The organism is Pseudosporangium ferrugineum (genome assembly GCF_003002065.1).
Taxonomy (GTDB): Bacteria; Actinomycetota; Actinomycetes; order Mycobacteriales; family Micromonosporaceae; genus Actinoplanes; species Actinoplanes ferrugineus_A.
The window spans coordinates 107209-131233 of the sequence record NZ_PVZG01000002.1 but is presented as its reverse complement, the minus strand read 5'-3'; the positions used below and the strand labels follow the sequence as shown (position 1 = coordinate 131233).

General features: G+C 73.5%; 23 protein-coding genes and 1 pseudogene. 19 read left to right on the top strand and 5 right to left on the bottom strand.

What is annotated here, in order from left to right; translation table 11 throughout:
* The first annotated feature begins 3 nt into the window (after positions 1 to 3).
* The 3 genes from CLV70_RS04815 to CLV70_RS04805 are packed head-to-tail and all read left to right on the top strand — an operon-like array spanning position 4 to position 3100.
* Positions 4 to 1215: a permuted SH3 domain-containing protein gene (locus CLV70_RS04815; protein ID WP_146163960.1), complete on the top strand. Its 1212-nt coding sequence runs from the start codon at positions 4 to 6 to the stop codon at positions 1213 to 1215.
* The gene (locus tag CLV70_RS04810) at positions 1212 to 1901 is read left to right on the top strand and encodes an ABC transporter ATP-binding protein (protein WP_106125141.1); all 690 of its coding nucleotides are present in this window, start codon (positions 1212 to 1214) and stop codon (positions 1899 to 1901) included. The genes CLV70_RS04815 and CLV70_RS04810 overlap by 4 nt, the downstream gene beginning before the upstream one ends.
* Positions 1898 to 3100: an ABC transporter permease gene (locus tag CLV70_RS04805; RefSeq protein ID WP_245908030.1), complete on the top strand. Its 1203-nt coding sequence runs from the start codon at positions 1898 to 1900 to the stop codon at positions 3098 to 3100. Before CLV70_RS04810 ends, CLV70_RS04805 begins: the two co-directional genes overlap by 4 nt.
* A 40-nt stretch (positions 3101 to 3140) precedes the next feature.
* On the opposite strand, the gene CLV70_RS04800 is transcribed toward CLV70_RS04805, so the two are convergent.
* Both CLV70_RS04800 and CLV70_RS04795 read right to left on the bottom strand, forming a co-directional pair.
* Positions 3141 to 4223, bottom strand: a complete 1083-nt coding sequence (locus CLV70_RS04800; protein WP_106125140.1) for a tartrate dehydrogenase — start codon at positions 4221 to 4223, stop codon at positions 3141 to 3143.
* On the bottom strand, positions 4220 to 4909 hold the full coding sequence (locus CLV70_RS04795; RefSeq protein ID WP_211303632.1) for a GntR family transcriptional regulator: 690 nt from the start codon (positions 4907 to 4909) through the stop codon (positions 4220 to 4222). The genes CLV70_RS04800 and CLV70_RS04795 overlap by 4 nt, the downstream gene beginning before the upstream one ends.
* 99 nt (positions 4910 to 5008) lie before the next feature.
* Here CLV70_RS04795 and CLV70_RS04790 point away from each other — a divergent pair, with 99 nt between their 5' ends.
* The 11 genes from CLV70_RS04790 to CLV70_RS04740 all read left to right on the top strand — a co-directional run bounded on the left by CLV70_RS04790 (position 5009) and on the right by CLV70_RS04740 (position 17199).
* Positions 5009 to 6268: an MFS transporter gene (locus CLV70_RS04790; RefSeq protein ID WP_106125138.1), complete on the top strand. Its 1260-nt coding sequence runs from the start codon at positions 5009 to 5011 to the stop codon at positions 6266 to 6268.
* Complete coding sequence (locus CLV70_RS04785; protein ID WP_106125586.1) at positions 6268 to 7206, top strand: NAD(P)-dependent oxidoreductase; 939 nt, start codon at positions 6268 to 6270, stop codon at positions 7204 to 7206. The genes CLV70_RS04790 and CLV70_RS04785 overlap by 1 nt, the downstream gene beginning before the upstream one ends.
* Complete coding sequence (locus tag CLV70_RS04780; RefSeq protein WP_106125137.1) at positions 7203 to 8867, top strand: FAD-binding dehydrogenase; 1665 nt, start codon at positions 7203 to 7205, stop codon at positions 8865 to 8867. Before CLV70_RS04785 ends, CLV70_RS04780 begins: the two co-directional genes overlap by 4 nt.
* Positions 8868 to 8875: 8 nt before the next feature.
* The gene (locus tag CLV70_RS04775; RefSeq protein WP_106125136.1) at positions 8876 to 10249 is read left to right on the top strand and encodes an acyclic terpene utilization AtuA family protein; all 1374 of its coding nucleotides are present in this window, start codon (positions 8876 to 8878) and stop codon (positions 10247 to 10249) included.
* A complete protein-coding gene (locus tag CLV70_RS04770; protein WP_106125135.1) occupies positions 10239 to 10565 on the top strand; it encodes a DUF4387 domain-containing protein in 327 nt (108 codons plus the stop codon). The genes CLV70_RS04775 and CLV70_RS04770 overlap by 11 nt, the downstream gene beginning before the upstream one ends.
* Before the next feature lie 54 nt (positions 10566 to 10619).
* Entirely contained in the window at positions 10620 to 11540 is a 921-nt protein-coding gene (locus CLV70_RS04765; protein WP_158277705.1) for a sensor histidine kinase, read from the top strand.
* A complete protein-coding gene (locus CLV70_RS04760; protein ID WP_106125133.1) occupies positions 11537 to 12226 on the top strand; it encodes a response regulator transcription factor in 690 nt (229 codons plus the stop codon). The genes CLV70_RS04765 and CLV70_RS04760 overlap by 4 nt, the downstream gene beginning before the upstream one ends.
* Positions 12227 to 12358: 132 nt before the next feature.
* Positions 12359 to 13423, top strand: coding sequence for an ABC transporter substrate-binding protein (locus CLV70_RS04755; RefSeq protein WP_106125132.1), 1065 nt, complete (start codon positions 12359 to 12361; stop codon positions 13421 to 13423).
* The gene (locus CLV70_RS04750) at positions 13420 to 15168 is read left to right on the top strand and encodes an ABC transporter permease (RefSeq protein WP_106125131.1); all 1749 of its coding nucleotides are present in this window, start codon (positions 13420 to 13422) and stop codon (positions 15166 to 15168) included. Before CLV70_RS04755 ends, CLV70_RS04750 begins: the two co-directional genes overlap by 4 nt.
* Positions 15165 to 16292: an ABC transporter ATP-binding protein gene (locus CLV70_RS04745; RefSeq protein ID WP_106125130.1), complete on the top strand. Its 1128-nt coding sequence runs from the start codon at positions 15165 to 15167 to the stop codon at positions 16290 to 16292. Before CLV70_RS04750 ends, CLV70_RS04745 begins: the two co-directional genes overlap by 4 nt.
* A gap of 19 nt (positions 16293 to 16311) precedes the next feature.
* A complete protein-coding gene (locus CLV70_RS04740; RefSeq protein WP_106125129.1) occupies positions 16312 to 17199 on the top strand; it encodes an AraC family transcriptional regulator in 888 nt (295 codons plus the stop codon).
* Here CLV70_RS04740 and CLV70_RS04735 read toward each other — a convergent pair.
* Together CLV70_RS04735 and CLV70_RS04730 are read right to left on the bottom strand one after the other, a co-directional pair.
* A complete protein-coding gene (locus tag CLV70_RS04735; protein ID WP_106125128.1) occupies positions 17186 to 17608 on the bottom strand; it encodes an SRPBCC family protein in 423 nt (140 codons plus the stop codon). The two genes, CLV70_RS04740 and CLV70_RS04735, sit on opposite strands and share 14 nt — an antisense overlap.
* Positions 17609 to 17706: 98 nt before the next feature.
* Positions 17707 to 18534 (bottom strand): SDR family NAD(P)-dependent oxidoreductase, encoded by an 828-nt coding sequence (locus tag CLV70_RS04730; protein ID WP_106125127.1) that lies wholly within the window; start codon positions 18532 to 18534, stop codon positions 17707 to 17709.
* Between the two features lie 176 nt (positions 18535 to 18710).
* On the opposite strand from CLV70_RS04730, the pseudogene CLV70_RS42065 reads away from it, so the two are divergent.
* The 5 genes and pseudogenes from CLV70_RS42065 to CLV70_RS04710 form a co-directional block, all read left to right on the top strand.
* Positions 18711 to 18779: pseudogene (locus tag CLV70_RS42065) on the top strand (TetR family transcriptional regulator); the annotation flags it as partial.
* Between the two features lie 18 nt (positions 18780 to 18797).
* Positions 18798 to 19199, top strand: coding sequence for an acyl-CoA-like ligand-binding transcription factor (locus CLV70_RS04725; protein ID WP_158277704.1), 402 nt, complete (start codon positions 18798 to 18800; stop codon positions 19197 to 19199).
* A 107-nt stretch (positions 19200 to 19306) separates the two neighbouring features.
* Positions 19307 to 21529, top strand: coding sequence for an MMPL family transporter (locus CLV70_RS04720; RefSeq protein WP_211303631.1), 2223 nt, complete (start codon positions 19307 to 19309; stop codon positions 21527 to 21529).
* Positions 21529 to 22236 (top strand): response regulator transcription factor, encoded by a 708-nt coding sequence (locus CLV70_RS04715; RefSeq protein ID WP_106125126.1) that lies wholly within the window; start codon positions 21529 to 21531, stop codon positions 22234 to 22236. Before CLV70_RS04720 ends, CLV70_RS04715 begins: the two co-directional genes overlap by 1 nt.
* 23 nt (positions 22237 to 22259) lie before the next feature.
* Positions 22260 to 23654: a sensor histidine kinase gene (locus tag CLV70_RS04710; RefSeq protein ID WP_146163959.1), complete on the top strand. Its 1395-nt coding sequence runs from the start codon at positions 22260 to 22262 to the stop codon at positions 23652 to 23654.
* Here the strand turns inward: CLV70_RS04710 and CLV70_RS04705 are convergent.
* Positions 23641 to 23958, bottom strand: coding sequence for a hypothetical protein (locus CLV70_RS04705; protein WP_146163958.1), 318 nt, complete (start codon positions 23956 to 23958; stop codon positions 23641 to 23643). The two genes, CLV70_RS04710 and CLV70_RS04705, sit on opposite strands and share 14 nt — an antisense overlap.
* Positions 23959 to 24025: the final 67 nt, after the last annotated feature.

The window sequence follows — 24025 nt, the reverse complement described above, 5'->3', positions numbered from 1 at the left end:
GCCGTGACGACCGCGGTGGCCCTGGCCGCCGGGGCCACGGGTTGGGCGATCGCCGCCGGGGTGAAGTCCCCCGCCGACGCCGCCGCCGGCCGGCAGCCGCCGCCGGCCTCGCTGATCACCGTGCCCGTCGAGCGCCGTCCGCTGGCCGCCGTGGTGGTGGTCCAGACGTCGGTCACCTACCGCAAGCCCACGCCGGTCGTGCTGACCGGAGCGGTGGCCCCGCTCGACGGCGACCTGTCGAGCGGTCCGGTGGTCACGAAGGCCGCCACGGCCGGCCGTACCGTACGGGAGGGCGACGTCCTGATGGAGATCAACGGACGGCCGGTGTTCGCGCTCGCCGGCCGGGTGCCGATGTACCGCACCCTGACCGAGGGCAGCACCGGCGACGACGTGCGCCAGCTGCGGGCCGCGCTGCGCCGGCTCCGGCCGGGCGCCGGCCTGGCCGCCTCCGGGCCGCTGACCGGGGAGGTGCTCGGCGCCGCCGCCGCGTGGTATCGCGACCGGGGGTACGAGCCCGTCCTGCCCACCGCCGCCCAGCTGGCCGAACGACGGCGGCTCGAGGCGCGCAAGGACGCGAGGGCCGAGCTCGCCGAGTGGCGCAGGACCCGGGGCGCCCGCATCTACAGCGGGGAGATCGTGTTCCTGCCCCGGCTGCCGGCCCGGGTGACGACCGTGACGGCGCGGGCCGGACGGGAGGCGGCCGGCGAGGTGGCCACGGTCGCCGATCCGGCGCCGGTCATCGACGGCACGGTCACCCCGGAGGACGCCGAGCTGCTCAGGAAGGGGCAGCCGGCGACCCTCACGTCGCCGTCCGGCAAGACGTACCGGGCGAAGGTGACCGCCGTCGGCGCCTCGGTCACCGACCGGGCCACGCCGCCGAAGAAGGAGACGGACGCCAAGGACGACGACGAGGCGCCGGTGGGCGTACCGATCCGGCTCGGCGCGGCGAAGGGCGTGAAGCTCGGCGAGCTGACCGGGCAGTCGGTGCGCACCGAGATCACGGTCGGCGACAGCGGCGGGGCGGTCCTGGCCGTCCCGGTCGCGGCGGTCTTCACCTCGGCGGGCGGGCAGGCGTACGTCACCGTGGACGCTGGCGCCGGGACGACCCGGGACGTGCCGGTGACCACCGGGCTCGCCGCCGAGGGGTACGTCGAGGTGACCCCCGGCGACGCCGGGCTGGCGGCGGGCGACCGGGTCGTGGTGGGCGGGTCATGACCGAGGTCATCCGGCTCACCGGCGTCGGCCGTTCGTTCCCGGGGGACCCGCCGGTGCACGTCCTGGCCGGCGTGGAGCTGACCGTGCGCCGCGGCGACTACGTGGGCATCGTCGGACCGTCCGGCTCCGGCAAGTCGACCCTGCTCAACGTGCTGGGCCTGCTCGACCGGCCGGACACCGGCTCGTACCTGCTCGAGGGCGCCGAGACGACGGCGCTCGGCGACCGGCAGCGCACCGCCCTGCGCGGCGCCCGGATCGGCTTCGTCTTCCAGTCCTTCCACCTGATGGACTACCGCACCGTCGAGGAGAACGTGATGCTCGGCGGCCTCTACACCGGACTGACCCGTACGCAGCGACGGGACCGGGCCGCCGAGGCGCTCGACCGGGTCGCGATGAGCCACCGCCGGACGTTCCTGCCGACCCGGCTGTCCGGGGGCGAGCGGCAGCGGGTCGCCATCGCCCGCGCGCTGATCGGGGCGCCGGCCCTGCTGTTGTGCGACGAGCCGACCGGCAATCTCGACAGCGTCACCACGGGCGCGGTGCTGGACCTGTTCGACGAGCTGCGGGCGAACGGGACCACGCTGCTCGTCATCACGCACGACGACACGGTCGCCGGGCGTGCGGACCGGCGGATCCGGCTGCGCGACGGCAGGCCGGTCCCGGTCGCGGCGGGGGCCCCGCGGTGAGCCGTACCGGGGTGCGGCTGCGGGACCTGCTCGGCGAGGCGCTCGGCGGCATCGGTTCGCGCCCGGCGCGGACGGCGCTCACGGTCCTCGGCACGGTGCTGGGCATCGGCACGCTCGTCACCACGCTGGGCGTCTCCGCCACCGCCGGCAACCAGATCGCGGGGCGGTTCGACGCCGCCACGGCCACCGAGGTCACGGTGACGGTGGCCGTGCCGGGGGCGGTCGGCCGGGCGGCGCTCGGCAACCTGCGGCGGCTCAACGGCGTGACCGCGGCGAGCGGCTACTCGCGCTCCCGCAAGGGCGACGAGCTGCCCGTACGCTCGACCCTGCTGCGCGATCCGTCCCGGGCCGCCCTGCGCAAGGTGCCGGTCATCGGCACCGACACCGCGTTCCCCGCCGCCGCGCGGGCGGCCGTGGCCACCGGCCGGTTCTTCGACCAGGGCCACCTCGACCGGCGGGACCGGGTGGCGGTCCTCGGCACCGAGGCGGCCCGGCAGCTCGGCGTCACCCGGGTGGGCAACCAGCCCGCGGTCTTCGTCGACGACCAGGCGTTCACGGTCATCGGCATCCTGGGCACCAGCGGCCGCACCGACCAGGCGCTGGTGAACAACGCGGTCGTCCTGCCGTGGACCACGGCCGAGCGGACCGTCCGCGCCGGCCCGGTCGACACGGTGCTGGTGACCACCGCGCTGGGCGCCGCACCGCTGATCGCCGCCCAGGCACCGGTGGCGCTGAGCCCGAACGATCCGCTCGCCCTCCAGGTCAGCGCCCCGCCCGACCCGGACAGCCTGCGGGCCGGCGTGGCCCAGGACGTCAGCGGCATGCTGCTGGTGCTGGGTCTGGTGTCCCTGGTGGTGGGCGCGCTCGGCATCGCCAACGTCACCCTGGTCACCGTGCTGGAGCGGACGGCGGAGATCGGGCTGCGCCGCGCCCTGGGCGCCCGCCGCCGGCACATCGCCGCCCAGTTCCTGGCCGAGTCGATGATCGTGGGGCTGCTCGGCGGGATCGTCGGGGCCAGCACGGGCATCCTGGCGGTCGTCGTGATCAGCGTGGTCCGCGACTGGACCCCGGTGATCGACGGCACCCTGGCCGCCGGGGCGCCGCTGACCGGCGCGCTGGTCGGCCTCGTCGCCGGGCTGTACCCGGCGTCCCGGGCGGCCGCCCTGCAACCGGCGGAGGCGCTGCGCGGCCCGGCCTGACCAACCGGGGCAGCGGCCCGGGGTGGCGGCCGGAGAGGGCTCAGGCCTCGCGGACGCGTTCCGCGATCGCGTGGCCGAGCTCCGCCGTCGTGCCGCTGCCGTGCAGGTCGGGCGTCAGCGGCGCGTCCCGCGGGCCCCGGGCCAGCACGTCCTCGACGGCGCCGAGCAGGTGCGCCGCCGCCTCGGGATGGCCCAGGTGGTCGAGCATCATCGAGCCGCACCAGATCTGGCCGATCGGGTTGGCGATGCCCTTGCCGGCGATGTCCGGCGCCGAGCCGTGCACCGGTTCGAAGAGGCTCGGGTGCTCGCGCTCCGGGTTGATGTTCGCGCTCGGGGCGATCCCGAGCGTGCCGGTGCAGGCCGGGCCCAGGTCGGAGAGGATGTCGCCGAAGAGGTTGCTCGCCACGACCACGTCGAACCATCCCGGGTGGAGCACGAAGTGGGCGGCGAGCGCGTCGATGTGGAACTTGTCGAGGCGTACGCCCGGGAATTCCTCCGCCATCGCCGCCACCCGCTCGTCCCAGTACGGCATCGAGATGGAGATGCCGTTGCTCTTGGTGGCCGAGGTCAGGTGCCGCTGCGGGCGGCGGCTCGCGAGCTCGAAGGCGAAGCGCAGCACCCGGTCGACGCCGACCCGGGTCATGACCGTCTCCTGCAGCACGGTCTCGCGGTCGGTGCCCTCGAAGATGCGCCCGCCCACGCTGGAGTACTCGCCCTCGGTGTTCTCGCGCACGACGACGAAGTCGATGTCGCCGGGGCCGCGGCCGGCCAGCGGGCTCTGGACGCCGGGCATCAGGCGGCAGGGGCGCAGGTTCACGTACTGGTCGAAGACACGGCGGAACTGCAGGAGGCTGCCCCAGAGCGACACGTGGTCGGGCACGACCTCGGGCCAGCCGACCGCGCCGAAGTAGATGGCGTCGTACCCGCGCAGCGTCTCCTCCCAGTCGTTCGGCAGCATCGTGCCGTGCCGCTGCCAGTAGTCGGCGCTGGCGAAGTCGAAGGTGTCGAAGGCGAGTCGCAGGTCGAACCGGCCGGCGGTGGCGTGCAGGGCCTCCAGCCCGGCGGGGACGACCTCCTTGCCGATCCCGTCGCCGGGGATGACGGCGATGCGGTGCGTCGTCACAGCGCCTCCCGCAGTGCCGCGAGGCCGCCCTGAGCGTCCTCCAGCGCGATCCGCTCCGCGGTGGCGGAATCGCCCGCGCGCAGCGCCCGCACCAGGGCACGATGGCTGGTGTAGCGCTCCATGCCGAAATTCTCGTCCGCCGCCACCCGTCGCAGCAGCAGCTCGCGGCGCCGCGGACGGCTGAACACGCGGCTCTGCTCCAGCATGCGGACCAGCACGGGGTTGTGGGCGCAGGCGCTGACCGTGTCGTTGAACTGCTGCATGGTGTCGAACAGCTCGGCGAGGTGCCGGTCCACCGGCCGCTCCTGCGCGTTCCGCTCCTTGAGCAGGATCAGCAGGTCGTCGGCGCGGTCGAGGATCGCGTCCAGCGCGTCGAGCTGGTCCGCCGTGGCGTGCCGGGCGGCGAACCGGGCGACCAGGCCGCGCAGGCCGACCTCCACCTCGGCGAGGTCGTCGATGGCGGCGTCGCGGATCGACGCGACCAGCACCGTCCGCGGTCCGATCCGCTCGATGAGGCCGTCGAGCTCCAGCCGTCGCAGAGCCTCGCGGACCGGGGTGGGGCTGATCGAGAGCCGCTCGGCCATGCCGCGCTCGGTCACCTTCTCCCCCGGTGCGAGCTCGCCGGTGGCGATGGCGGTGCGGACTTGGCGGTACGCCTGATCGGCGAGCGTCCCGGCTGTCATCATGCGACTCACCATAGCGCATGCCGTAGCAAGTTTGTTTGCAACTGTTGACGCGTTTGCTACAGCAAATTAACGTGGCGCAGGACACAAGGAGGTGGACGGGTGTCCAACCGGCGGATCACGTTCTTCATCGCCCTAGCGCTCTTCGCGCAGGAGTCGACCTGGAACTTCTACGACAATCAGGTGCCCGTCCTGCTGCGCGAGCACGTGGCGAGCGCGGCCCTCGTGGGCGCCCTCATGGGCATGGACAACCTGCTGGGCATCTTCGTCCAGCCCTGGATCGGCAACCGGTCGGACCACACCCGCACCCGGTGGGGACGGCGGATCCCGTACCTGGCGGTGGGCATGCCGCTCGCCGCGCTGATCTTCCTGCTGCTGCCCTGGACCACGTCGCTGATCACGCTGGCGGCGGTGATGTTCTGCTACGCGCTGCTCGTCAACACCACCCGGCCGCTGGCCGAGTCGTTGGTGCCGGACTTCCTGCCTCCGCAGCGGCGCAGCCGGGCGAACGCCGTCGTGAAGATCGCGACCGCGCTCACCATCATCGTCGCGTCGCTGATCAGCCTGCTCGTGGTGGACGAGCACCCGCACGCCGCGTTCGCGATCCCCTCGCTGATCATGCTGGCCGGCACGGCCGTCCTGCTGCTCAACGTCCGGGACAACACGTCGCCGGCGTACCGGGCGGCGGCGGCCGAGGACGGCGAGGGCGGCACCCGGCCGGTGCGCGAGCCGATGCGGCGGATCATCCGGAGGATCCTCACGGACACCGACCGGCGCCCGGTCCTGCTGCTGCTCGCCGTGCTGCTCTTCGGCGGGGCCTGGTTCGCCTCCCGGTCGCTGATCACCCCGTACGGCATGGAGGTCCTCGGGCTGAGCCGCGGCGACGCCGGCGGCCTGACCCTGCCCAGTGGGCTGGTGTACGTCGCCGCCGCCTACCCGGCCGCGCTGCTCGCCGAGCGCTTCGGCCGCCTGCGCACCATCGGCGCCGGCATGGTGCTCTTCGCCGTCGCGCTGGCCACCGGCACCCTCGTGCAGACGCCCACCGGCACGGTCGTCGCGTTCTGCGCCGGCTCGATCGGCGCCGCCGCCTTCACGATCAACGCGGCGGTCGCCCTGTGGAACCTGGCGCCGTCCAGCCGCTTCTACGGCGCCTACACCGGCCTGTACGCGGTCACCTGGTACCTCGGCGGCTTCGGCGGCCCCGCCCTGATCGGCGGCGTGGTCGACCTGTTCGGGTGGACCGGGATGCTCACCTACATCGGCGTGCTGGCCCTGCTCGCCGTCCTCGTCGTCGTTCGCCTCGGCCGCCTCCAGCAGGCGCACAGGGCCGAGCGGGCCGTATCCCTCACCGAAAGAGAATGATGCCCACCATCCTCATCACCACCGACTACCTCACCCCCGGCGACGAGGTGGACGCCTACCTCACCGGCCTCGGCTTCACCACCCGGCACGACCCGATGCGGGGGCCGCGCAGGCCGGACGACCTCGTCGCGGCGCTGGCCGGCGCCGAGGGTGCGCTGATCGCCAACGAGCCGATGACCGAGGACGTGCTCAGCCGGGCGAAGGAGCTGCGGGCGGTCGTACGGACCGGGGTCGGGTACGACTCCGTGGACGTGGCCGCCGCCGCCCGGCTCGGGATCACCGTGAGCAACCTGCCGGGCATCAACGCCAACGCGGTGGCCGAGTACACCATCGGGCTGCTGCTCGCCCAGGCCCGCGGCCTCGTGCCGATGGCCGCCGGGGTCGCCGCCGGGCGCTGGCCCCGCACCGACGGCCACGAGCTGCGGGGCAGCACGCTGGGGCTGATCGGCCGGGGCGCGGTCGCGGCGCGGGTCGCCCCGCTGGCCGCCGCCTTCGGCATGCGGGTGCTGTGCACCGGCGAGCTGCCCGCGCCCGTCACCCGGGTCACCCTCGACGAGCTGCTGCGCGACTCCGACTACGTGTCCGTCCACACGGCACTGACCCCGCGTACGCGGCACCTCATCGACGCCGCCGCCCTCGCCCGGATGAAGCCGGGAGCGCATCTGATCAACACCGCCCGCGGCCCGATCGTCGACGAGGCGGCCCTGGCCGAGGCGGTCCGCACGGGCCGGCTGGCCGGCGCGGCCCTGGACGTGGTGGACGTGGAACCGCTGCCCGAGCGGAGCGTCCTGCGCGGGGTCGAGGGCATCGTCGTCTATTCGCACATGGCCGGGCAGACTGCTGAGGCCCGGCAGGCCGCCGGCCTGGACGGCGCCCGGGAACTCGTCGCCGCGCTCGACGGCCGGCCCGCCCACCCGCTCACGAAGGAGATCGCATGACCACCCGGACCGCGTCCGCGGACGTACTGGTCGTCGGCGCCGGACTCGCCGGCCTCGTCGCCACCGCCGAACTCGTCGCCGCCGGCCGTTCGGTCCTGCTGCTCGACCAGGAACCCGAGCAGAGCCTCGGCGGCCAGGCGTTCTGGTCGTTCGGCGGGCTGTTCCTCGTCGACTCGCCCGAGCAGCGCCGGATGGGCATCCGCGACTCGCACGAGCTCGCCTGGCAGGACTGGCAGGGCACCGCCGGCTTCGACCGGGCCGAGGACGAGTGGCCGCGGCGCTGGGCCGAGGCGTACGTCGCCTTCGCCGCCGGCGAGAAGCGTGCGTGGCTGCGGCAGCTCGGCATCCCGGTGTTCCCGATCGTCGGCTGGGCCGAGCGCGGCGGCTACGACGCCCTCGGGCACGGCAACTCGGTGCCCCGGTTCCACATCACCTGGGGTACGGGCCCCGGCGTGCTGGCACCGTTCATCGCGACCGTACGGCAGGCCGCCGAGCGCGGGCTGGTCCGGTTCGCCTTCCGGCACCGGGTCGACACCCTGACCACCAGCGGCGGCGCCGTGGTGGGAGCCGCCGGGAAGATCCTGGAGCCCAGCGACGCGGCCCGCGGCACCGCCAGTTCGCGGGTGGAGACCGGCGACTTCGCGTACACCGCGGAGGCGGTCGTCGTCACGTCCGGCGGCATCGGCGGCAACCACGAGCTGGTCCGCCGCAACTGGCCGCAGCGGCTCGGCACCCCGCCCGAGCACATGATCAGCGGCGTTCCGGCGCATGTGGACGGACGGATGATCGCCATCACGCAGGACGCCGGCGGTGCGGTCATCAACCCCGACCGGATGTGGCACTACGTCGAGGGCATCCAGAACTGGGACCCGATCTGGGCCGCGCACGGCATCCGCATCCTGCCCGGCCCGTCCTCGCTCTGGCTGGACGCGCGCGGCAAGCGGCTGCCGGTGCCGCTCTACCCCGGCTTCGACACCCTCGGCACGCTCGCCCACCTGCGGACCACCGGCCACGACCACAGCTGGTTCGTGCTGACCCAGAAGATCATCGAGAAGGAGTTCGCGCTCTCCGGCTCGGAGCAGAACCCCGACCTGACCGGCCGCAGCGTCAAGCGGGTGCTGGGCCGGCTGCGCGGCGGCGCCCCGGGGCCGGTGGAGGCGTTCAAGCGCAAGGGTGCCGACTTCGTCGTCGCCGACCGGCTGGAGGAGCTGGTCAAGGGGATGAACGCGCTCACCCCCGAGGCGCCCCTGGACCCGGTCGACATCCGGCGCACGATCGAGGCCCGCGACCGGGAGCTGACCAACGGGTTCACGAAGGACATGCAGATCGCCGCGATCCGCAACTTCCGCAACTACCGCGGCGACCGGCTCATGCGGACCGCGCCGCCGCACCGGTTCCTGGACCCGAAGGCCGGCCCGCTGATCGCCGTACGCCTGCACGTGCTCACCCGCAAGACGCTCGGCGGCCTGCACACCGACCTCGACGCCCGGGTGCTGGACGCCGCCGGGCAGCCGGTGCCCGGGCTCTACGCCGCCGGCGAGGCCAGCGGATTCGGCGGTGGTGGCATGCACGGCTACCGCGCGCTGGAGGGCACCTTCCTCGGCGGCTGCCTGTTCTCCGGGCGCCAGGCCGGCCGCGCGATCGCCACCGCACTGAAATGAGGAAACCCATGACCACCGATTCCGTACGCGTCCTCGTGCCCTCCGGCATGCTCGGCTCGGGATTCCCGCCCGAGGTCGTCGAGCGGGGGCTGGAGCTGGGCGCCGACGTCATCGCCGTGGACGGGGGGTCGACCGACTCCGGCCCGTACTATCTGGGCACCGGGACGGCCAAGACCACCGCGGCGGCCGTCGCCCGCGACCTGCGGTTCCTGCTGCGCGCGGCGGCGAAGGCGCGGATCCCGCTGATCGTCGGCTCGTGCGGCACCAGCGGCACCGACTCCGGCGTCGACTGGGTCGCGGGGATCGCCCGCGACATCCTCGCCGAGGAGGGGCTGGGGCTGCGCATCGCCACGATCTACAGCGAGCAGCGGGCCACCGACCTCAAGGAGTACCTCGATCAGGGCCGGATCCATCCGCTCGCGCCGACCGGCGACCTGGACCCGGCGACGCTGGAGAGCTGCGAGCACATCGTCGCGATGATGGGCCACGAGCCGATCACCGAGGCGCTGACGGCCGGCGCCGACGTGGTGCTGGCCGGGCGCGCCACCGACACCGCCGTCGCCGCGGCCTTCCCGCTCATGGCGGGCATGCCGGCCGGCCCGGCCTGGCACGCGGCCAAGATCGTCGAGTGCGGGGCGCAGTGCACCACGAACCCGCGCTCCAGCGGGGTCTTCGCCACCATCGACGCCACCGGCTTCACCATCGAACCGCTGGACCCGGCCGTCGCGTGCACGCCCACCTCGGTCGCGGCGCACATGCTCTACGAGACCGCGGACCCGTTCTCGATGCGGGAGCCGGCCGGCACGCTGATGGTCGGCGACGCCACGTACCGGGCCCTCGACGAGCGGCGGGTCCGGGTGGAGGGCTCGCGGTTCGAGCCGGCCCCGTACACGAACAAGCTCGAGGGTGCCCGGATCACCGGCTACGAGACGATGTCGTTCACCGCCATCCGCGACCCGCACATCCTGGGCCAGATCGGCACGTGGGCGGCGCTGCTGCGGCGGATCACCGTCGAGCGGGTCACCCAGACGCTCGGGCTCGGCAGCGACGAGTACGCGTTCGACATCCGCCTGTACGGCCACGACGCCGTGCTCGAGGCGATCGACCCGGACACCCGGCCGCCCCGCGAGGTCGGCGTGATGCTCCTGGTCAGCGCCGCGGACCAGGCGACGGCCACGGCCGTGGCGAAGATCGCCAATCCGCTCATGCTGCACCTGCCCACGCCCGACATGGACTACCTGCCGAGCCTCGCGTTCCCGTACTCGCCCGCCGAGACGGAGCGCGGGGCGGCGTACGAGTTCGTCCTGCACCACGTCGTCGACGTGGACTCGCCCACCAGCCTGTTCCGCATCAACCTCCCGGAGCCCAGCGATGTCCGATAACGCCCGCCCGCGTACCGTCGCCGACCTCGCCGTCGAGGTCCGGTCCAAGAACGCCGGCCCGTTCTGGGTGACGATGGAGCTGTTCATGCGCGACGCCGACGGGTACGCGCTGGTCGCCGACCCCGCCTACCTGGACGCGCCGGTGATCGCCCGCCTGTACGGCGTACCCGCGGACACCATCCGGATCTTCCGCATCCCGGCGCTGAACGTCGTCAAGATCTCGTTCCCGCGTCCCGTGGCGCAGGGCAGCCTGCGCGACCGGGACATCCACGCCGGCCAGCATCACGTGCCGCTGGCGCTGCACCCGCTGCCCTGACGGGCACTGCCCGGCGCGGCGGTGAGCTGATACGTTCCCCACCGGGGTGACGTGGTGACGACGGACGTGGCGGTCTCGGGCCCGGCGGGGTGGCTGGTCGCGCGGGCCCTGTGGGTGGCCTGGCTCGCCGCGGCCGGCGGAGTCGTGGCCGCCGCCGCGCTGGCCGCCACGGGCCGCTGGTCGCCGGCGACGGCCGTGGCGGGCCTGGCCGCGGGCGTGGTGGTGGCCGCCGCGAGCACCCGCCACGTCCTGCGGATCCAGCGGGCGGAACTGGACAATCTGGCCGCGCAGGTCGACCGCCGGGCCGAGCAGGTCACCGCGCTGAGCCACGAGCTGCGCACCCCGCTGAGCATGATCAAGGGCGCCGCCGACCTGCTGCTGGAGCGCACGCCCGGACCGCTGACCGCGGCGCAGGAACGCTTCCTCTCGGTGATCGGTCACCAGTGCACCCACGTGGTGTCGCTGTGCGAAAGCCTGCTCACCCAGGCGAAGATCGAGGCGGGCCTGTTCACCCCGCGGCTGGAGGCGGCCGACGTGTCCGTGCTGGCCCGCGACGTGGTGACCGCGATGCGCCCGCTGTGCGCCCAGCGGCAGCAGCGCATCACCCTCGACACCCCGCAGGTGACGCCGCGCATCGCCGCCGACCCGCTGCTGATCTCGCAGGCCCTGACCAACCTGGTGTCCAACGCCAGCCGGTTCACCACGGTCGGCGGCAACGTCGACGTGCGGGTCATGGCGGTCGACACCGGGATCGCCGTCTACGTCACCGACGACGGTGCCGGGATGAGCCGGGAGCAGCGCCACCGGCTGTTCCGCCGCTTCGCCACCGGCCGGCCGCTCGAGGACGGCACCGGCCTGGGCCTGGTCATCACCAAGTCCATCGTGGAGCTGCACCACGGCGCGATCATGATCGACACGACGTCCGCGCGGGGCACGACGTTCCTGCTCACGCTGCCCGCGGGAGCGCCGGAATGACCACCGCGCTGGTCGTCGACGACGAGCCGCAGATGACGATGATCATCGGGTACGCGCTGGAGACGCAGGGCTTCTCGGTGCTGGTCGCCCACGACGGCGCCACCGCGCTGCACCTGCTGCGCTCGCGCGGCGTCGACCTCGTCGTGCTCGACGTGCTCATGCCGGCGATCGACGGGCTGACGCTGTGCGAGCGGATCCGGGCCCGCTCCGACGTCCCGATCATGCTGCTGACCGCGCTGGCGCACCACGACGACGTGATCGCCGGGCTCGAGCGGGGCGCGGACGACTACGTGACCAAGCCGTTCCATCCGCGCGAGGTGGCGCTGCGGGCCGCCGCCCTGGTGCGCCGCCGCGAGACCGGCACCGTCCTGCGCGTCGGCGACCTGGTCATCGACCCGGGCGCGCGGTCGGCGATGCTCGGCGGGCGGCGGCTGGAGCTGCCGTACACGGAGTTCAAACTGCTGCTCCACCTCGCCGCCCACCGCGGCACCCCGCAGTCGTGGCAGGACCTGCTGCGGGCGGTCTGGGGCACCACGGAGATCCTCGGCGGCCGGGACGTGGTCAAGTCGACCGTGTACCGGCTCCGCTCCCGGCTCGCGGCCGACGGCGACAGCACCGCCTACGTGCGCACGATCCGGGGCGCCGGCTACGTCATGCCCGACCTGCCGCCCGCCCCGGCGGGGTGACACCGGACCCACGCCGGTAACACGGCTGTCACCTTGGCCCACCGCGCTGTTACCGCGTGGCGGCATCCCACCTCATACGGTGACTTCAATCCCGGGCCAGCGGACGCCCGGCGTACCGAGGAGGTGGGGTCGATGACATCCCAGCAACGGTTCCGGGTCAGGGCCGGACTGGTTCTGCTGACCGTACCCGCGCTCGTGGCCGCCGGCTGCGCGCGCAACGACGCCGCCGGCGAGCCGGCCGAGGACAGCGGCAAGGTGGTCGTCGCCTGCGGCGCCACCGAGGAATGGTGCGCGGCGATGACCGCACAGTTCACGAAGGCGACCGGGGTCAAGGCCGAGTTCGTCAGGCTGTCCAGCGGCGAGACCGTCGCCCGGCTGAGGGCGGGCCAGGCCGACCCCGAGTTCGACGTCTGGCACGGCGGGCCCGCGGACGGTTTCGCCGCCGCCAGCGAGCAGGGGCTGCTCGAGCCGTACGTCTCACCGAACGCCGCCGTGATCCCGGACCGTTACAAGGACCCGGCCGGCATCTGGACCGGCGTGTACGTCGGCGTCCTCGGCTTCTGCGACAACACCAGGGTGCTCGCCGAGAAGAAGGTGCCGGCGCCGCGGTCATGGCAGGACCTGCTGAACCCGGGGCTCGGCAAGGACGTCGGCATCGCGCACCCGTCCACCTCCGGGACCGCGTACACGCTGCTGTGGACCCAGGTGGCGCTGCACCAGGGCAACGCCGATGCGGCGCTGGGCTACATGAAGCAGCTGCACCCGAACGTGCTGCAGTACAGCAAGTCGGGAATCGCGCCGGGCCAGCAGGCCGCGCGCGGGGAGGTCGGCGTCGGGGTCATCTTCTCCCACGACTGCGTGGCGACCCGGGAGCAGGGCTTCAAGGACCTCGAGGTCACGTTCCCGGCCGAGGGCACCGGCTACGAGGTCGGCGGCGTGGCGCTCATCAAGAACGCGCACAATCCGGACAGCGCCCGCAAGTACGTCGACTGGGCCCTGACGCCGGCCGCGCAGGAGATCGGGCCGTCGGTCAAGTCGTACCAGGTGCCGACGAACCCGGGCGCCACGGTGTCGGACAAGAGCGTCGACCTGTCGACGGTGAAGCTCGTCGACTACGACGTCACGGCCGCGGGGCGGGCGAAGAAGGACCTCACCAAGCGGTTCGACGACGAAGTCGCCCAGGCCCCGAAGTCATGACGACCCTCTCCCCTGCCGTGGAGGCCGCGCCGGCGCCTCCTCCGCCGAGACCACGCCGGCGTTCCCGCGACGTCGGGGTGACCGCGGCCGTCGCCGCGAGCATCCTGCTCGTCACCCTCGGCAGCCTCTTCCCGCTGACCGCCGTGCTCTCCACCGCGCTGTCCGGCGAGGCGCTGCCGCGCTACGCCGAGTTCCTCACCTCCCGCGTCGACCTCACGATCCTGCGCAACACGCTCGTCCTGGGGCTGCTCGTCGGCGCCTGCGGCACCGCCATCGGCTTCCTCTTCGCGTTCGTGCAGACCCGCCTCGCGGTGCCGGGCAAGCGGATCCTGCACGTCGTGGCCCTGATGCCGATCGTCAGCCCGCCCTTCGCGGTCGCCACGGCCGCGATCGTCCTGTACGGCCGCCAGGGCGCGATCACCCACGGCCTGTTCGGCGTCGAGTACGACATCTACGGGCTGGACGGCCTCGTGCTGGTCCTGTCGCTGTCGCTGTTCCCGGTGGCGTACCTGGGCATCCTCGGGATGATGCGGGGCCTGGACCCGGCCATGGAGGAGGCGGCCATGAACATGGGCGCCGGCCGGCGGCAGATCTTCCGTACGGTCCAGCTCCCCCTGCTCGCCCCCGGCCTGGCCGCACCGTTCCTGCTGCTGTTCGTGGAGGCGATAGCCGACCTGGCCAACCCGCTGGCGCTGGGCGGCGACTACACGGTGCTCGCCAGCCGCGCCTACCTCGCCGTCACCGGCGAGTACGACACGACCAGCGCCGCCGTGTACAGCCTGATCCTGCTCGTCCCGTCGATCGCGCTCTACCTGGCCCAGCGGTACTGGCTCGGCCGGAAGATCCGCACCACCATCACCGGCCGGCCCTCCGGCAGCGTGCACCTGATCAGCGGCTGGACCCGCTGGCCCATCTTCGGGCTGGCGGTGCTCGTCGCCCTGGTCGTGGTCAGCCTCTACGGCACCGTGATCGCGGGCTCGGTGACGCGGGTGTTCGGCGTGGACAACAGCTTCACCCTCGAGCACTTCCGGGAGGTTGTGCTCGGCGCCGGCCGGGCGGCGCTCGCGGACACCACGCTCCTGGCCGCCGTCGCCACCCCGGTCGCGGGGGTCTTCGGGCTGCTCATCGCCTGGCTCGCGACCCGGCACCTGCGGCGCTCGGCGGGCTGGCTGGACTTCGCCGGCACGCTGGGGGTGGCCGTACCCGGGACCGTGCTCGGCATCGGCTACCTGCTGGCGTACCGGCCCGACCGCTACGTCGGTGACCTGCTGGTCTTTCCCGGGCTGGTGGGCGGCACCGCGATCGCCGGCGGCTCGCTGGCCATCGTGCTCGCCTACATCACCCGCAGCGTGCCGGCCGGCCTGCGGACCGGCGGCGCCGCCCTGACCCAGCTCCATCCGAGCCTGGAGGAGGCGTCGATGAACCTCGGCGCCGGCTCGTTCCGGACGTTCCGCAGCGTCGTGCTGCCGCTGATCCGGCCGGCGCTGCTGACCGGGCTCAGCTACAGCTTCGCCCGGAGCATGACCTCGATCTCGACCGTGATCCTGCTGGTGACGCCGAACACCAAGATCATCACCTCGCAGATCCTCAGCGCCGCCAACACCGGCCGGTACGGCGTCGCCTTCGCGTACTGCACTGTGCTGACGGCGGTCGTGCTGGCGGGGTTCGGCCTGATCCGGCTCCTCGTCGGCGGCACCGTGTCGCTGTACCGCACCGCCGCGCCCACCGGAAGGAACGGACGATGACGATGACGCACGCGCCCGGCGAGCTGACGCCGCCGAAGGACCGCGCGGAGGCGGGAGCGCTGCGGCTCGACCGGCTCACGAAGACCTTCACCTCCCGGTCGGCGAGCGTGACCGCCGTCGACGACGTGTCGCTCGACGTGCGGCCGGGCGAGTTCATCACCCTGCTCGGGCCGTCCGGCTGCGGCAAGACCACGACGCTGCGGATCGTGGCCGGCTTCGAGACCGCCACCAGCGGCGGCATCCAGCTCGACGGCGCGCCCATCGACCGCACCCCGCCGCAGCGCCGGGCGATGGCGATGGTCTTCCAGAGCTACGCCCTCTTCCCGCACCTCACCGTCGGGGAGAACATCGCGTACGGGCTCAAGCTGCGCCGGCGCCCGCACGACGACGTCCGTACCGCCATGCAGATCGCGCTGACCAGCATGAACCTGGTAGGCCTGGAGAACCGCTCCCCGCACGAGCTCTCCGGCGGGCAGCAGCAGCGCGTCGCCCTGGCCCGCGCCCTCATCATGCAGCCCAAGGTGCTGCTCTTCGACGAGCCCCTGTCCAACCTGGACGCGAAGCTGCGCGGCGCCATGCGGGCCGAGATCCGCCGCATCCAGCGCCGCCTCGGCATCACCAGCCTCTACGTCACCCACGACCAGGACGAGGCGATGAGCATGTCCGACCGGATCGTGGTGATGAACAAGGGGCGCGTCGAGCAGGTCGCGGCGCCCGCCCGGATCTACTTCCGGCCGGCCACCATCTTCGTCGCCGACTTCATCGGCCGCGCCAACTTCATCGAGGTCGCGCCGGAGGACGTCGGGGACGGCTCGGCGGTCGTGCACGCGCTGGGCAACCGGCTGACCGTGCCGGCCCATCCGGCGGTCCGGGCGGGCGGCGCGGGCGCGTACCTTATGATCCGGCCGGAGACGATCTCGCTGGAGCCGGCCGCGGAGGGCGGCATCGGCACGGTCCTGCGCTCCACGTTCCACGGCCACAGCGTCGACTACGAGGTCGAGACGATCAGCGGCACGCTGCAGGTCACCGAGGCCGGGCCGGACCCGGCCCGGATGATCGAGGCGGGCACCAACGTGGCCGTCACCCTCAACCCGGACCGCTCGTACGTCCTGAACGGCGGGTGATCGCAGTGCGGAGGACACCATGCCGGATCCCGGCCACGACCGCCACCGCGCCTTCGACATGGCCGGGTACGCCGGGAACGACTTCGCGGCGTACGCCTCCCGCAGCCTCTCGAGCTGGGACGACCTCGGCTGGCGGGCGCTGCTGCTGCAACGCTTCGCGCACGCCCCGGCCGCCGGTCAGCTCGTCCTGCCGCCGTCCACCGATCACCACCTGTGGCTGGTCACGGCGGGCAGCGGGGACCTGCACGTGGACACCGGGGACGGCTGGCGGCGCCGGCCGATCGGGCCCGGGCTGGTGGGCCGCGCGGTGCCGGGGGCGCCGACCCGGATCCGCTACGAGACGGACGAGCCGATGGTCACCCTGCACCTGCACCTGGCCGCGGACCGGGTGGACCGGATGAGCGCCGACCTCGGCACCTCGCCGCCCGCCGCCGCCGTCGGGACGCCGGACCCCGCCTTCGTCCGTACGCTGCTGCCCGCCCTGGCCACCGCCGCCGGCAACGGCGCCGACGCCCTCTACGCCGAGACCGCCGCCGCGTTCCTGGCGGCCCACCTGACCGCCGCCGCGCCGGGCGCCCCGCGTCCCGTCGCCGACGCCCGGATCCGGGTCGCGCTGGCGTACCTCCGGGAGAACCTGGGCCGGCCGGTCACCCTCGCCGAGGTGGCGGCCACGGTCAGGCTGAGCCCTTTCCACTTCCTGCGCGTGTTCAAGCAGTCCACCGGCCGGACCCCGCACCGCTACCTCATCGAGCTGCGCATCGAGGAGGCCAAGCGGCTGCTGGGCCGGGGCCTCACCGTCACGGAGACCGCCGGCCGGTGCGGCTTCTCGAGCCCGGCCCACCTGTCCACGGCCTTCCTGCGGGAGACCGGCGTACGCCCGTCGCGCTTCCGCATCACCCGGCCGTGACCCGCTCCGCGTGGGCCGCGAGGCCCCGCGCCATGCGAGCCATGTACCACCGCAGATACCACCCCATGACGACGTTGCCCCGGAAGGTGCCCGACCACCGGATCGCGGTGCCGCCGCCGTCGAGCGGCGTCAGCTCGACCGCGGCCCGGTAGTCGCGCAGCGCGCCCGAGAGCATGTCGTACTCGATGCGCCGCCCCGGCACCAGCGCGGTGATCCGCTCCCGGCTCACGTTACGGCCGGTGCGGAACACCCGCACGCCGCCGACCCCCTGCGGCCGGGCGGCATCGCCTCCCTCCGCCCCGGCAGTGTCCACCGACGACCATCGCGGCCAGGTCCCCGGCGTGACCCACAGCTCGTAGATCGCCTCCGCCGGGGCACCCGACCGGGCCGTCACGTCGTAACCGGACATCGCCGCTCTCCCTCCCCAAGATCAACGCTTCGACGGTAGGCCGGGCGGAGCCGCCGCGACATGCCGGACGTTGCGGAGGATCGGCGATTTCCTGCGGTTCATCGGGGTGCCGCGTCCAGAAGCTCCTCGGTGCGCCGCCACACCTCGGCGGCCAGGGCGGCGTCACGGGCCTGCGGGTTGGTGCGCCTCGCCACCTTGCCCTTCTCGTAGTAGGCCCCGGACTCCCAGTCGCGGCCCGGCTCACCCTGGGCCAGCCGCACCAGCGGGGCGGCGCCCTTGTCCGGGGAGGCCAGCAGCGGCCGGCTCAGCCGGTAGAGGTGCCGGAGCCAGCTCTGCGACCCGAGGGCGAAGCTGGTGGCCACGACCCCCGGGTAGTACGCCGCCGCCGACAGGCCCCGGCCGTGGTAGCGGCGGTGCAGCTCGGTGGTCATCAGGATGTTGTAGAGCTTGGTCGTCCCGTAGGCCCGCTCCGGGGTGAAGTCGCGGTCGTGCTGCAGGTCGTCCGGGACGACCTTGCCGGCGATGCGGGCCGCGGCGCTGGAGGTCTGGATCACCGTGGCCCGGCTGGTCACCAGCTTGCCGGTGAGCAGCCGGGTGAGCAGGAACGGCGCCAGGTGGTTGATCTGGAAGGTCTTCTCGAAGCCGTCGGCGGTCCGGGCGCGGTCGCCGAAGACGCCGCCGGCGTTGTTGGCCAGGACGTCGATGCGCGGGTACGCCCCGTCCAGCGCGGCGGCGAGGGCGCGCACGTCGGCGAGACGCTCGTAGTCCGCGACGAAGTGGTCGGCCCCGAGCTCCCGGGCGACGGCCGCGGTCCTGGCCGGCGAGCGCCCGACGATGACGACGCGGTGCCCCTCGGCGTGCAGCAGGCGGGCGGCGGCGGCACCGATCCCGTCGGACGCGCCGGTAATGACGATGATCTTTGACATGGATGGCATCCTATGACTCTTCTGTCAGTCATTGTCAACTTTGGCGTCCGTTAGGCTCGGCGGCCATGAGCGCCAGGGAACCGACACTGCGCGAACGGACCCGCCGCGCCGTTCAGCGGGAGATCGCCGAGGCCGCCCTCGGGCTGTTCGTCGAGCGTGGCTAAGACGCCACGACCACCGAGGACATCGCCGCGGCGGCCGGCCTGTCGCAGCGCAGCGTCTTCCGCTACTTCGCGGCCAAGGACGAGATCCTGCTGGGCAAGGTGGACCTGATCGTCGGCGACCTGCTCGACCTGGTGCGCGCCCGCCCGGCCGGCGAGCCGGTCTGGACCTCGCTGCGCCGGGGGTTCGACGTGTTCGGCGTGCCGTACCACCCGGAGTACGCCGCGCCGATCCTGCGGCTGGTGTTCGGCACCCCCGTGCTGCTCGCCGGATACCTGCGCAAGCTGCAGGAGGCACAGGAGACCGTCATCGCCCTGCTCGTCCAGCGGGCGGAGGCGGCCGGCACGCCGTACGCTCCCGGCGACCCCGCGCCCCGGGCCCTCACCGCCGCGGCCTTCGGGTGCCTGGTGGCCGCGCACCACTCCTGGCTGGAGTCCGGTGCCGAGGGCCCGTTCGAGGCGGCCATCGACCGGGCCATGGATGCCGTCCGGCCGCCCGCCTGACGAATCACGCAGCGGACCGTCAGGAAACCGTCAAGGTTCGCAGGGTCGTTCCCTCAACTCCCGTCAGCAGGATCAGTCGCGTCCGCAGCTGTACGAGAGGAAACGACATGGCCGGATTCCTGTACCGCCTCGGCGCGCTCGGTGCGCGCGCCCGATACCGCATCCTGATCGGCTGGGCGGTGATCATCGGCGCGGTCGTGATGCTCGCGATCCTCTTCCCGGGCACCTTCGAGTCGAGCAGTTCCGTGCCCGGATCGCCGGCGCAGACCGCGTACACGAAGATGGAGCGACATTTCGCCGGGCCGGAGTCGCAGTCGGCCCGGGTGGTCCTCCGATCCCCCGACGGCGCCCGCCTGACCGATCCGGCGCTGGGCAGGACGCTGGAACGGGTCCTCGCCGACACCGGCAAGGTGCCCGGCGTCACCGCGGTGAGCGACCCGGCCGACGCCGGAATGATCTCCCCCGACGGGCGGACCGCGGTCGCCGACGTGACCTTCGGCGTCGCTGCCGGCACCGACGTCGCGCCGGCCACGCTGGCCGCGGTGAAGGCCGCCGGCGCGCCGCTGCGTGCGGCCGGGGCCCGCGTGGTCTACGCGGGCGACGCGTTCCAGGAGGGCGGCCCGCCGGTGCACCCGGGCGAGGTCATCGGCCTGCTCGTGGCGCTCGCGGTGCTGATCATCACCTTCGGTTCGCTGATGGCCGCCGGCCTGCCGCTGCTCACCGCGCTGATCGGGGTCGCCGGGACGACGGCCGCGATGATCGGGCTGTCCGCGGTGTTCGGCATCACCGACAACGCGCCGACCCTGGCGCTGATGCTCGGCCTGGCCGTCGGCATCGACTACGCCCTGTTCATCGTCTCCCGGCACCGCGGCAACCTCGCGGCGGGCATGCCGGTCGCCGAGTCCGTCGCCCGGGCCACCGCCACGGCGGGCAGCGCGGTGGTCTTCGCCGGTGCCACGGTCGTCATCGCCCTCGCCGGGCTGTCGGTCGCCGGGGTGCCGACGCTGAGCTCCATGGGCTTCGCCTCCGCCGCCGCGGTCGCCGCCGCGGTGCTGATGTCGCTGGGCCTGCTGCCCGCCCTGATGGCGATCGCCGGGCGGCGGCTGGCCCCGAAGCCCGGCTCCCGGGCCGCCCGGCGACTCACGGAGACCGCCCGGCCGTCGCTCGGCGTCCGGTGGATCGGCGGGGTGGCCCGCCGTCCCGTCCGCACCCTCGTCGCCGGGACGCTGCTCCTGCTCGCCATGGCGGCACCGGTCACCCAGCTGACGCTCGCACTGACCGACGAGGGTTCCGACCCGAAGACGGCCGCGAGCCGGCAGGCGTACGACATGGTGGCCGAAGCGTTCGGCCCCGGCGCGAACGGGCCGCTGGTCGTCCTCGTCGAGGGGTCCGGAAAGGCGCAGGTGGAGCGCACGGCCGCCACGGTGCGCGACCGGCTGCGGGACATGCCCGGCATCGCGAGCGTCACGCCGGTCGACGTGGCCGGCAGCGGCTCGGCCGCCCGGATCGGCATCGTCCCCGCGCACGGCCCGACCTCCGGCGAGACCCGGAAACTGGTCACCGACCTGCGGGCGGCCCTCGCCCCGGTGTCCTCCGCCACCGGCCAGTACGTCGCGGTGACCGGCCTGACCGCCGTCAGCATCGACGTGTCGGCCAAGCTCAGCGGCGCCATCGTGCCCTTCGCCGTCGTCGTGGTCGGCCTGTCGCTGCTGCTGCTCATGGTGGCGTTCCGCTCCATCGCGATCCCGGTCAAGGCCACGGCCGGCTTCCTGCTGTCCGTGGGCGCGTCCCTCGGCGCCACCGTCGCCGTCTTCCAGTGGGGCTGGCTGTCCGGGCTGCTGGGCGTGCCGGCCCTCGGCCCGGTCGGCAGCTTCATGCCGATCATCGTGATGGCCGTGCTGTTCGGCCTCGCCATGGACTACGAGGTGTTCCTCGTGTCGGCGGTGCAGGAGGACTACGGCCGCCACCGCGACGCGCACCGGGCGCTGATCACCGGCGCCCGGCACTCCGCCCGGGTGGTCACGGCGGCCGCGCTGATCATGATCGCCGTGTTCGTCGGCTTCGTGATGTCGCACGACCCGGACATCATGCCGATCGCGTTCGCCCTGGCCGTCGGCATCCTGGTCGACGCCTTCCTGGTCCGGATGACGCTGGTGCCGGCGGCCCTGGCGCTGCTGGGCGACCGGGCCTGGTGGCTGCCCCGGCGGCTGGCCCGGTTCCTGCCGAAGGTCGACCTCGAGGGCAGCGGCGCCATCGCGGCGGACGATCGGGCAGACGACCGGGCGGACGACCGGGAACGCTCGGCCGAGCCGGTGCCGGTGCACGGATAATGATCTCCATGCACACCGACCGGGTCCTGGTGATCGACGACGACCCCGGCATCCGCCGGCTGATGATCTCGGCGCTGGGCTTCGCCGGCTTCGACGTCGACGCCGCGGCCGACCTGCCGGAGGCGCTGGAGGCGCTGGCCCGTACGCCACCGGACGTGATCGTCCTCGACGTCATGCTGCCCGGCAGCGACGGCTTCGACATCATCCAGCTCCTCCGGGCCCGCTCGGTGACCGTCCCGGTCCTCTTCCTGACCGCCCGCGAGGCGGTGGAGGACCGGGTACGCGGGCTCCAGCTCGGCGGCGACGACTACGTCACCAAGCCGTTCAGCGTCATCGAGGTCGGCGCCCGGCTGCAGGCCCTCCTGCGCCGGGCGCGGGGCACCGGCGGCGCCGCCGACGACGGCAAGCTCACCTGCGACGACCTCGTGATGGACGTGCTCCGGCACGAGGTGCACCGCGGCGGCGACCTGATCGAGCTGTCCCCGACCGAGTACCGCCTGCTGCACTTCCTCTTCACCCACCAGGGTCAGGTGCTGTCCCGCTCGCAGATCCTCGAGGCGGTGTGGCAGTACGACTTCGGCGGCGAGTCGACGGTCGTCGAGCGGTTCGTGTCGAACCTGCGGCGCAAGGTCGACACCGGCCGGGAGCCGTTGCTGCAGACGGTGCGCGGCATCGGCTACAGCCTGCGGAAGACGTCCGGGCGGTGATCCGCCCCCGGTGGCCGTCCAGCATGCGTACGCGCATGCTGGCCGGCCTGGCCCTGCTCCTGACCACCGGCCTGGTCGCCGCGTCGGCCGCGAGCGGCGTGCTGCTCGACCGCTTCCTCGACGACCGCAACGAGAACGTGCTGAGGGTCAACGCCGCGCAGTACCGCGACGCGCTCGCCCGCGGCCCGCAGACCGTCTACGCCGATCAGATGCAGGCCCTGGTCGGCGCGCCGCTGGGCGTCGTCGGTGTCGGCGCCGACGACAGCATCCTGTTCAGCACGGACCGGCCGGAGGTGGACACCGGCCGGCTCCTCGCGGTGACCGGGACGCTGGCGGCGTACGAGGTGGGTGAGGAACCCGGGAACGCGCCGGAGTTCCTCTGCGTCCGCGTGCCCAGCCCCGGCCTGCGCATCGCCTGGCCGGACGGGCGCGAGGTCTCGCCGGCGGCCCTGATCCTCTACCTGAACACCTCCGACGACGAGGGCACCCTGAACACCCTGCTCGTGCGGCAGGCCGTCGTCGTGGTCTGCGTGCTGGTGCTGACCCTGGCGCTCGCGGTCACGGTGCTGCGGGTGGGCATGAGACCGCTCGTCCGGATGGCCCGTACGGCGAACGCCATCGCGGCCGGCTCGCTCGCGTCCCGGCTGCCGACCCGCGGCGACCGCAGCGAGACGGACCAGCTCGCGCACGCGGTCAACCGGGCGTTCGACACCCAGGCCCGGGCGGAGGAGACCGTACGCTCGTTCGCGGCCGACGCCTCGCACGAGCTGCGCACCCCGCTGGCCACCATCTCCGGCTGGCTGGACCTCTACCACCAGGGCGCCATCGAGGGCCCGGCGGTGGCCACCGCGTTCGCCCAGATCGACGCCGAGGCGGGCCGGATGCGCCTGCTGGTGGAGGACCTCGGCCTGCTCGTACGGCTCGACGCGGGCCGGCCGCTGGCGCAGGACGAGGTGGACCTGACCGCCCTGGCCGACGGCATCGTGGCCGACGCGCAGGTCATCTATCCGGACCGGGCCATCACCCTGTCCGCGCCCGGCCCGATCCCGCTGACCGGCGACGCGCCCCGGCTGGAACAGGTGCTGCGCAACCTGGTGGGCAACGCGGTCCAGCACACCCCGGACGACACGGCCGTACGCGTGGAGGTCGCGACCGACGGCGAGCAGGTCACCCTGAAGGTGATCGACGACGGCCCCGGCATCGCGGCGGCCGACCTGCCCCGCGTCTTCGAACGGTTCTGGCGCGCGGAGGGCAGCCGCAGTCGCGCGTACGGGGGTTCCGGCCTGGGGCTGGCGATCGTCGAGGCGATCACCCACGCGCATCACGGCACGATCGCGGTCGACTCCACCGTCGGCGCCGGCACCACCGTCACCCTCGTGCTGCCGGCCCGGCCCCCGGAACCGGTCAGTCCCCGATGAAGATCAGGCGCCGATGGTGCGGCCGTTGCGGCGCGGGTGCGAGCAGCTCCGCCAGGGAGATGATGTCGGCGGCGGCGGCGCGGACCTCCGGGTCCTGCGTCGCAGCGGCCAGCCGGTGCAGCTCGTCGATCAGCACGACGGACTGGCGCCAGTTGAAGATCGTGTCGTCGAGCTCGTCGACTCCGGCGAGCAGCGGGTAGGCGGCCGGGTCCTCCGAGGCGGCCCGGCTCACCCCCAGCGCGTTGCGGGACCCGCCGGCGACGATCTGACCGGTGTATTCGACGACGCGCACGCTGATGTCCACGTCCGGCATTATCGCGGCCGCGACACGGAACGGGCCCGGCCGTCGCGGCCGGGCCCGTCGGTGGGGC

What these genes read in the sequence shown, in the direction of transcription:
- CLV70_RS04810 (WP_106125141.1), top strand. Translation starts at nt 1,212, where the DNA reads ATGACCGAGGTCATCCGGCTCACCGGCGTCGGCCGTTCGTTCCCGGGG.
- CLV70_RS04795 (WP_211303632.1), bottom strand. Translation starts at nt 4,909, where the DNA reads ATGATGACAGCCGGGACGCTCGCCGATCAGGCGTACCGCCAAGTCCGC.
- CLV70_RS04785 (WP_106125586.1), top strand. Translation starts at nt 6,268, where the DNA reads ATGCCCACCATCCTCATCACCACCGACTACCTCACCCCCGGCGACGAG.
- CLV70_RS04780 (WP_106125137.1), top strand. Translation starts at nt 7,203, where the DNA reads ATGACCACCCGGACCGCGTCCGCGGACGTACTGGTCGTCGGCGCCGGA.
- CLV70_RS04775 (WP_106125136.1), top strand. Translation starts at nt 8,876, where the DNA reads ATGACCACCGATTCCGTACGCGTCCTCGTGCCCTCCGGCATGCTCGGC.
- CLV70_RS04770 (WP_106125135.1), top strand. Translation starts at nt 10,239, where the DNA reads ATGTCCGATAACGCCCGCCCGCGTACCGTCGCCGACCTCGCCGTCGAG.
- CLV70_RS04760 (WP_106125133.1), top strand. Translation starts at nt 11,537, where the DNA reads ATGACCACCGCGCTGGTCGTCGACGACGAGCCGCAGATGACGATGATC.
- CLV70_RS04755 (WP_106125132.1), top strand. Translation starts at nt 12,359, where the DNA reads ATGACATCCCAGCAACGGTTCCGGGTCAGGGCCGGACTGGTTCTGCTG.
- CLV70_RS04750 (WP_106125131.1), top strand. Translation starts at nt 13,420, where the DNA reads ATGACGACCCTCTCCCCTGCCGTGGAGGCCGCGCCGGCGCCTCCTCCG.
- CLV70_RS04745 (WP_106125130.1), top strand. Translation starts at nt 15,165, where the DNA reads ATGACGATGACGCACGCGCCCGGCGAGCTGACGCCGCCGAAGGACCGC.
- CLV70_RS04740 (WP_106125129.1), top strand. Translation starts at nt 16,312, where the DNA reads ATGCCGGATCCCGGCCACGACCGCCACCGCGCCTTCGACATGGCCGGG.
- CLV70_RS04735 (WP_106125128.1), bottom strand. Translation starts at nt 17,608, where the DNA reads ATGTCCGGTTACGACGTGACGGCCCGGTCGGGTGCCCCGGCGGAGGCG.
- CLV70_RS04730 (WP_106125127.1), bottom strand. Translation starts at nt 18,534, where the DNA reads ATGTCAAAGATCATCGTCATTACCGGCGCGTCCGACGGGATCGGTGCC.
- CLV70_RS04720 (WP_211303631.1), top strand. Translation starts at nt 19,307, where the DNA reads ATGGCCGGATTCCTGTACCGCCTCGGCGCGCTCGGTGCGCGCGCCCGA.
- CLV70_RS04715 (WP_106125126.1), top strand. Translation starts at nt 21,529, where the DNA reads ATGATCTCCATGCACACCGACCGGGTCCTGGTGATCGACGACGACCCC.
- CLV70_RS04710 (WP_146163959.1), top strand. Translation starts at nt 22,260, where the DNA reads ATGCGTACGCGCATGCTGGCCGGCCTGGCCCTGCTCCTGACCACCGGC.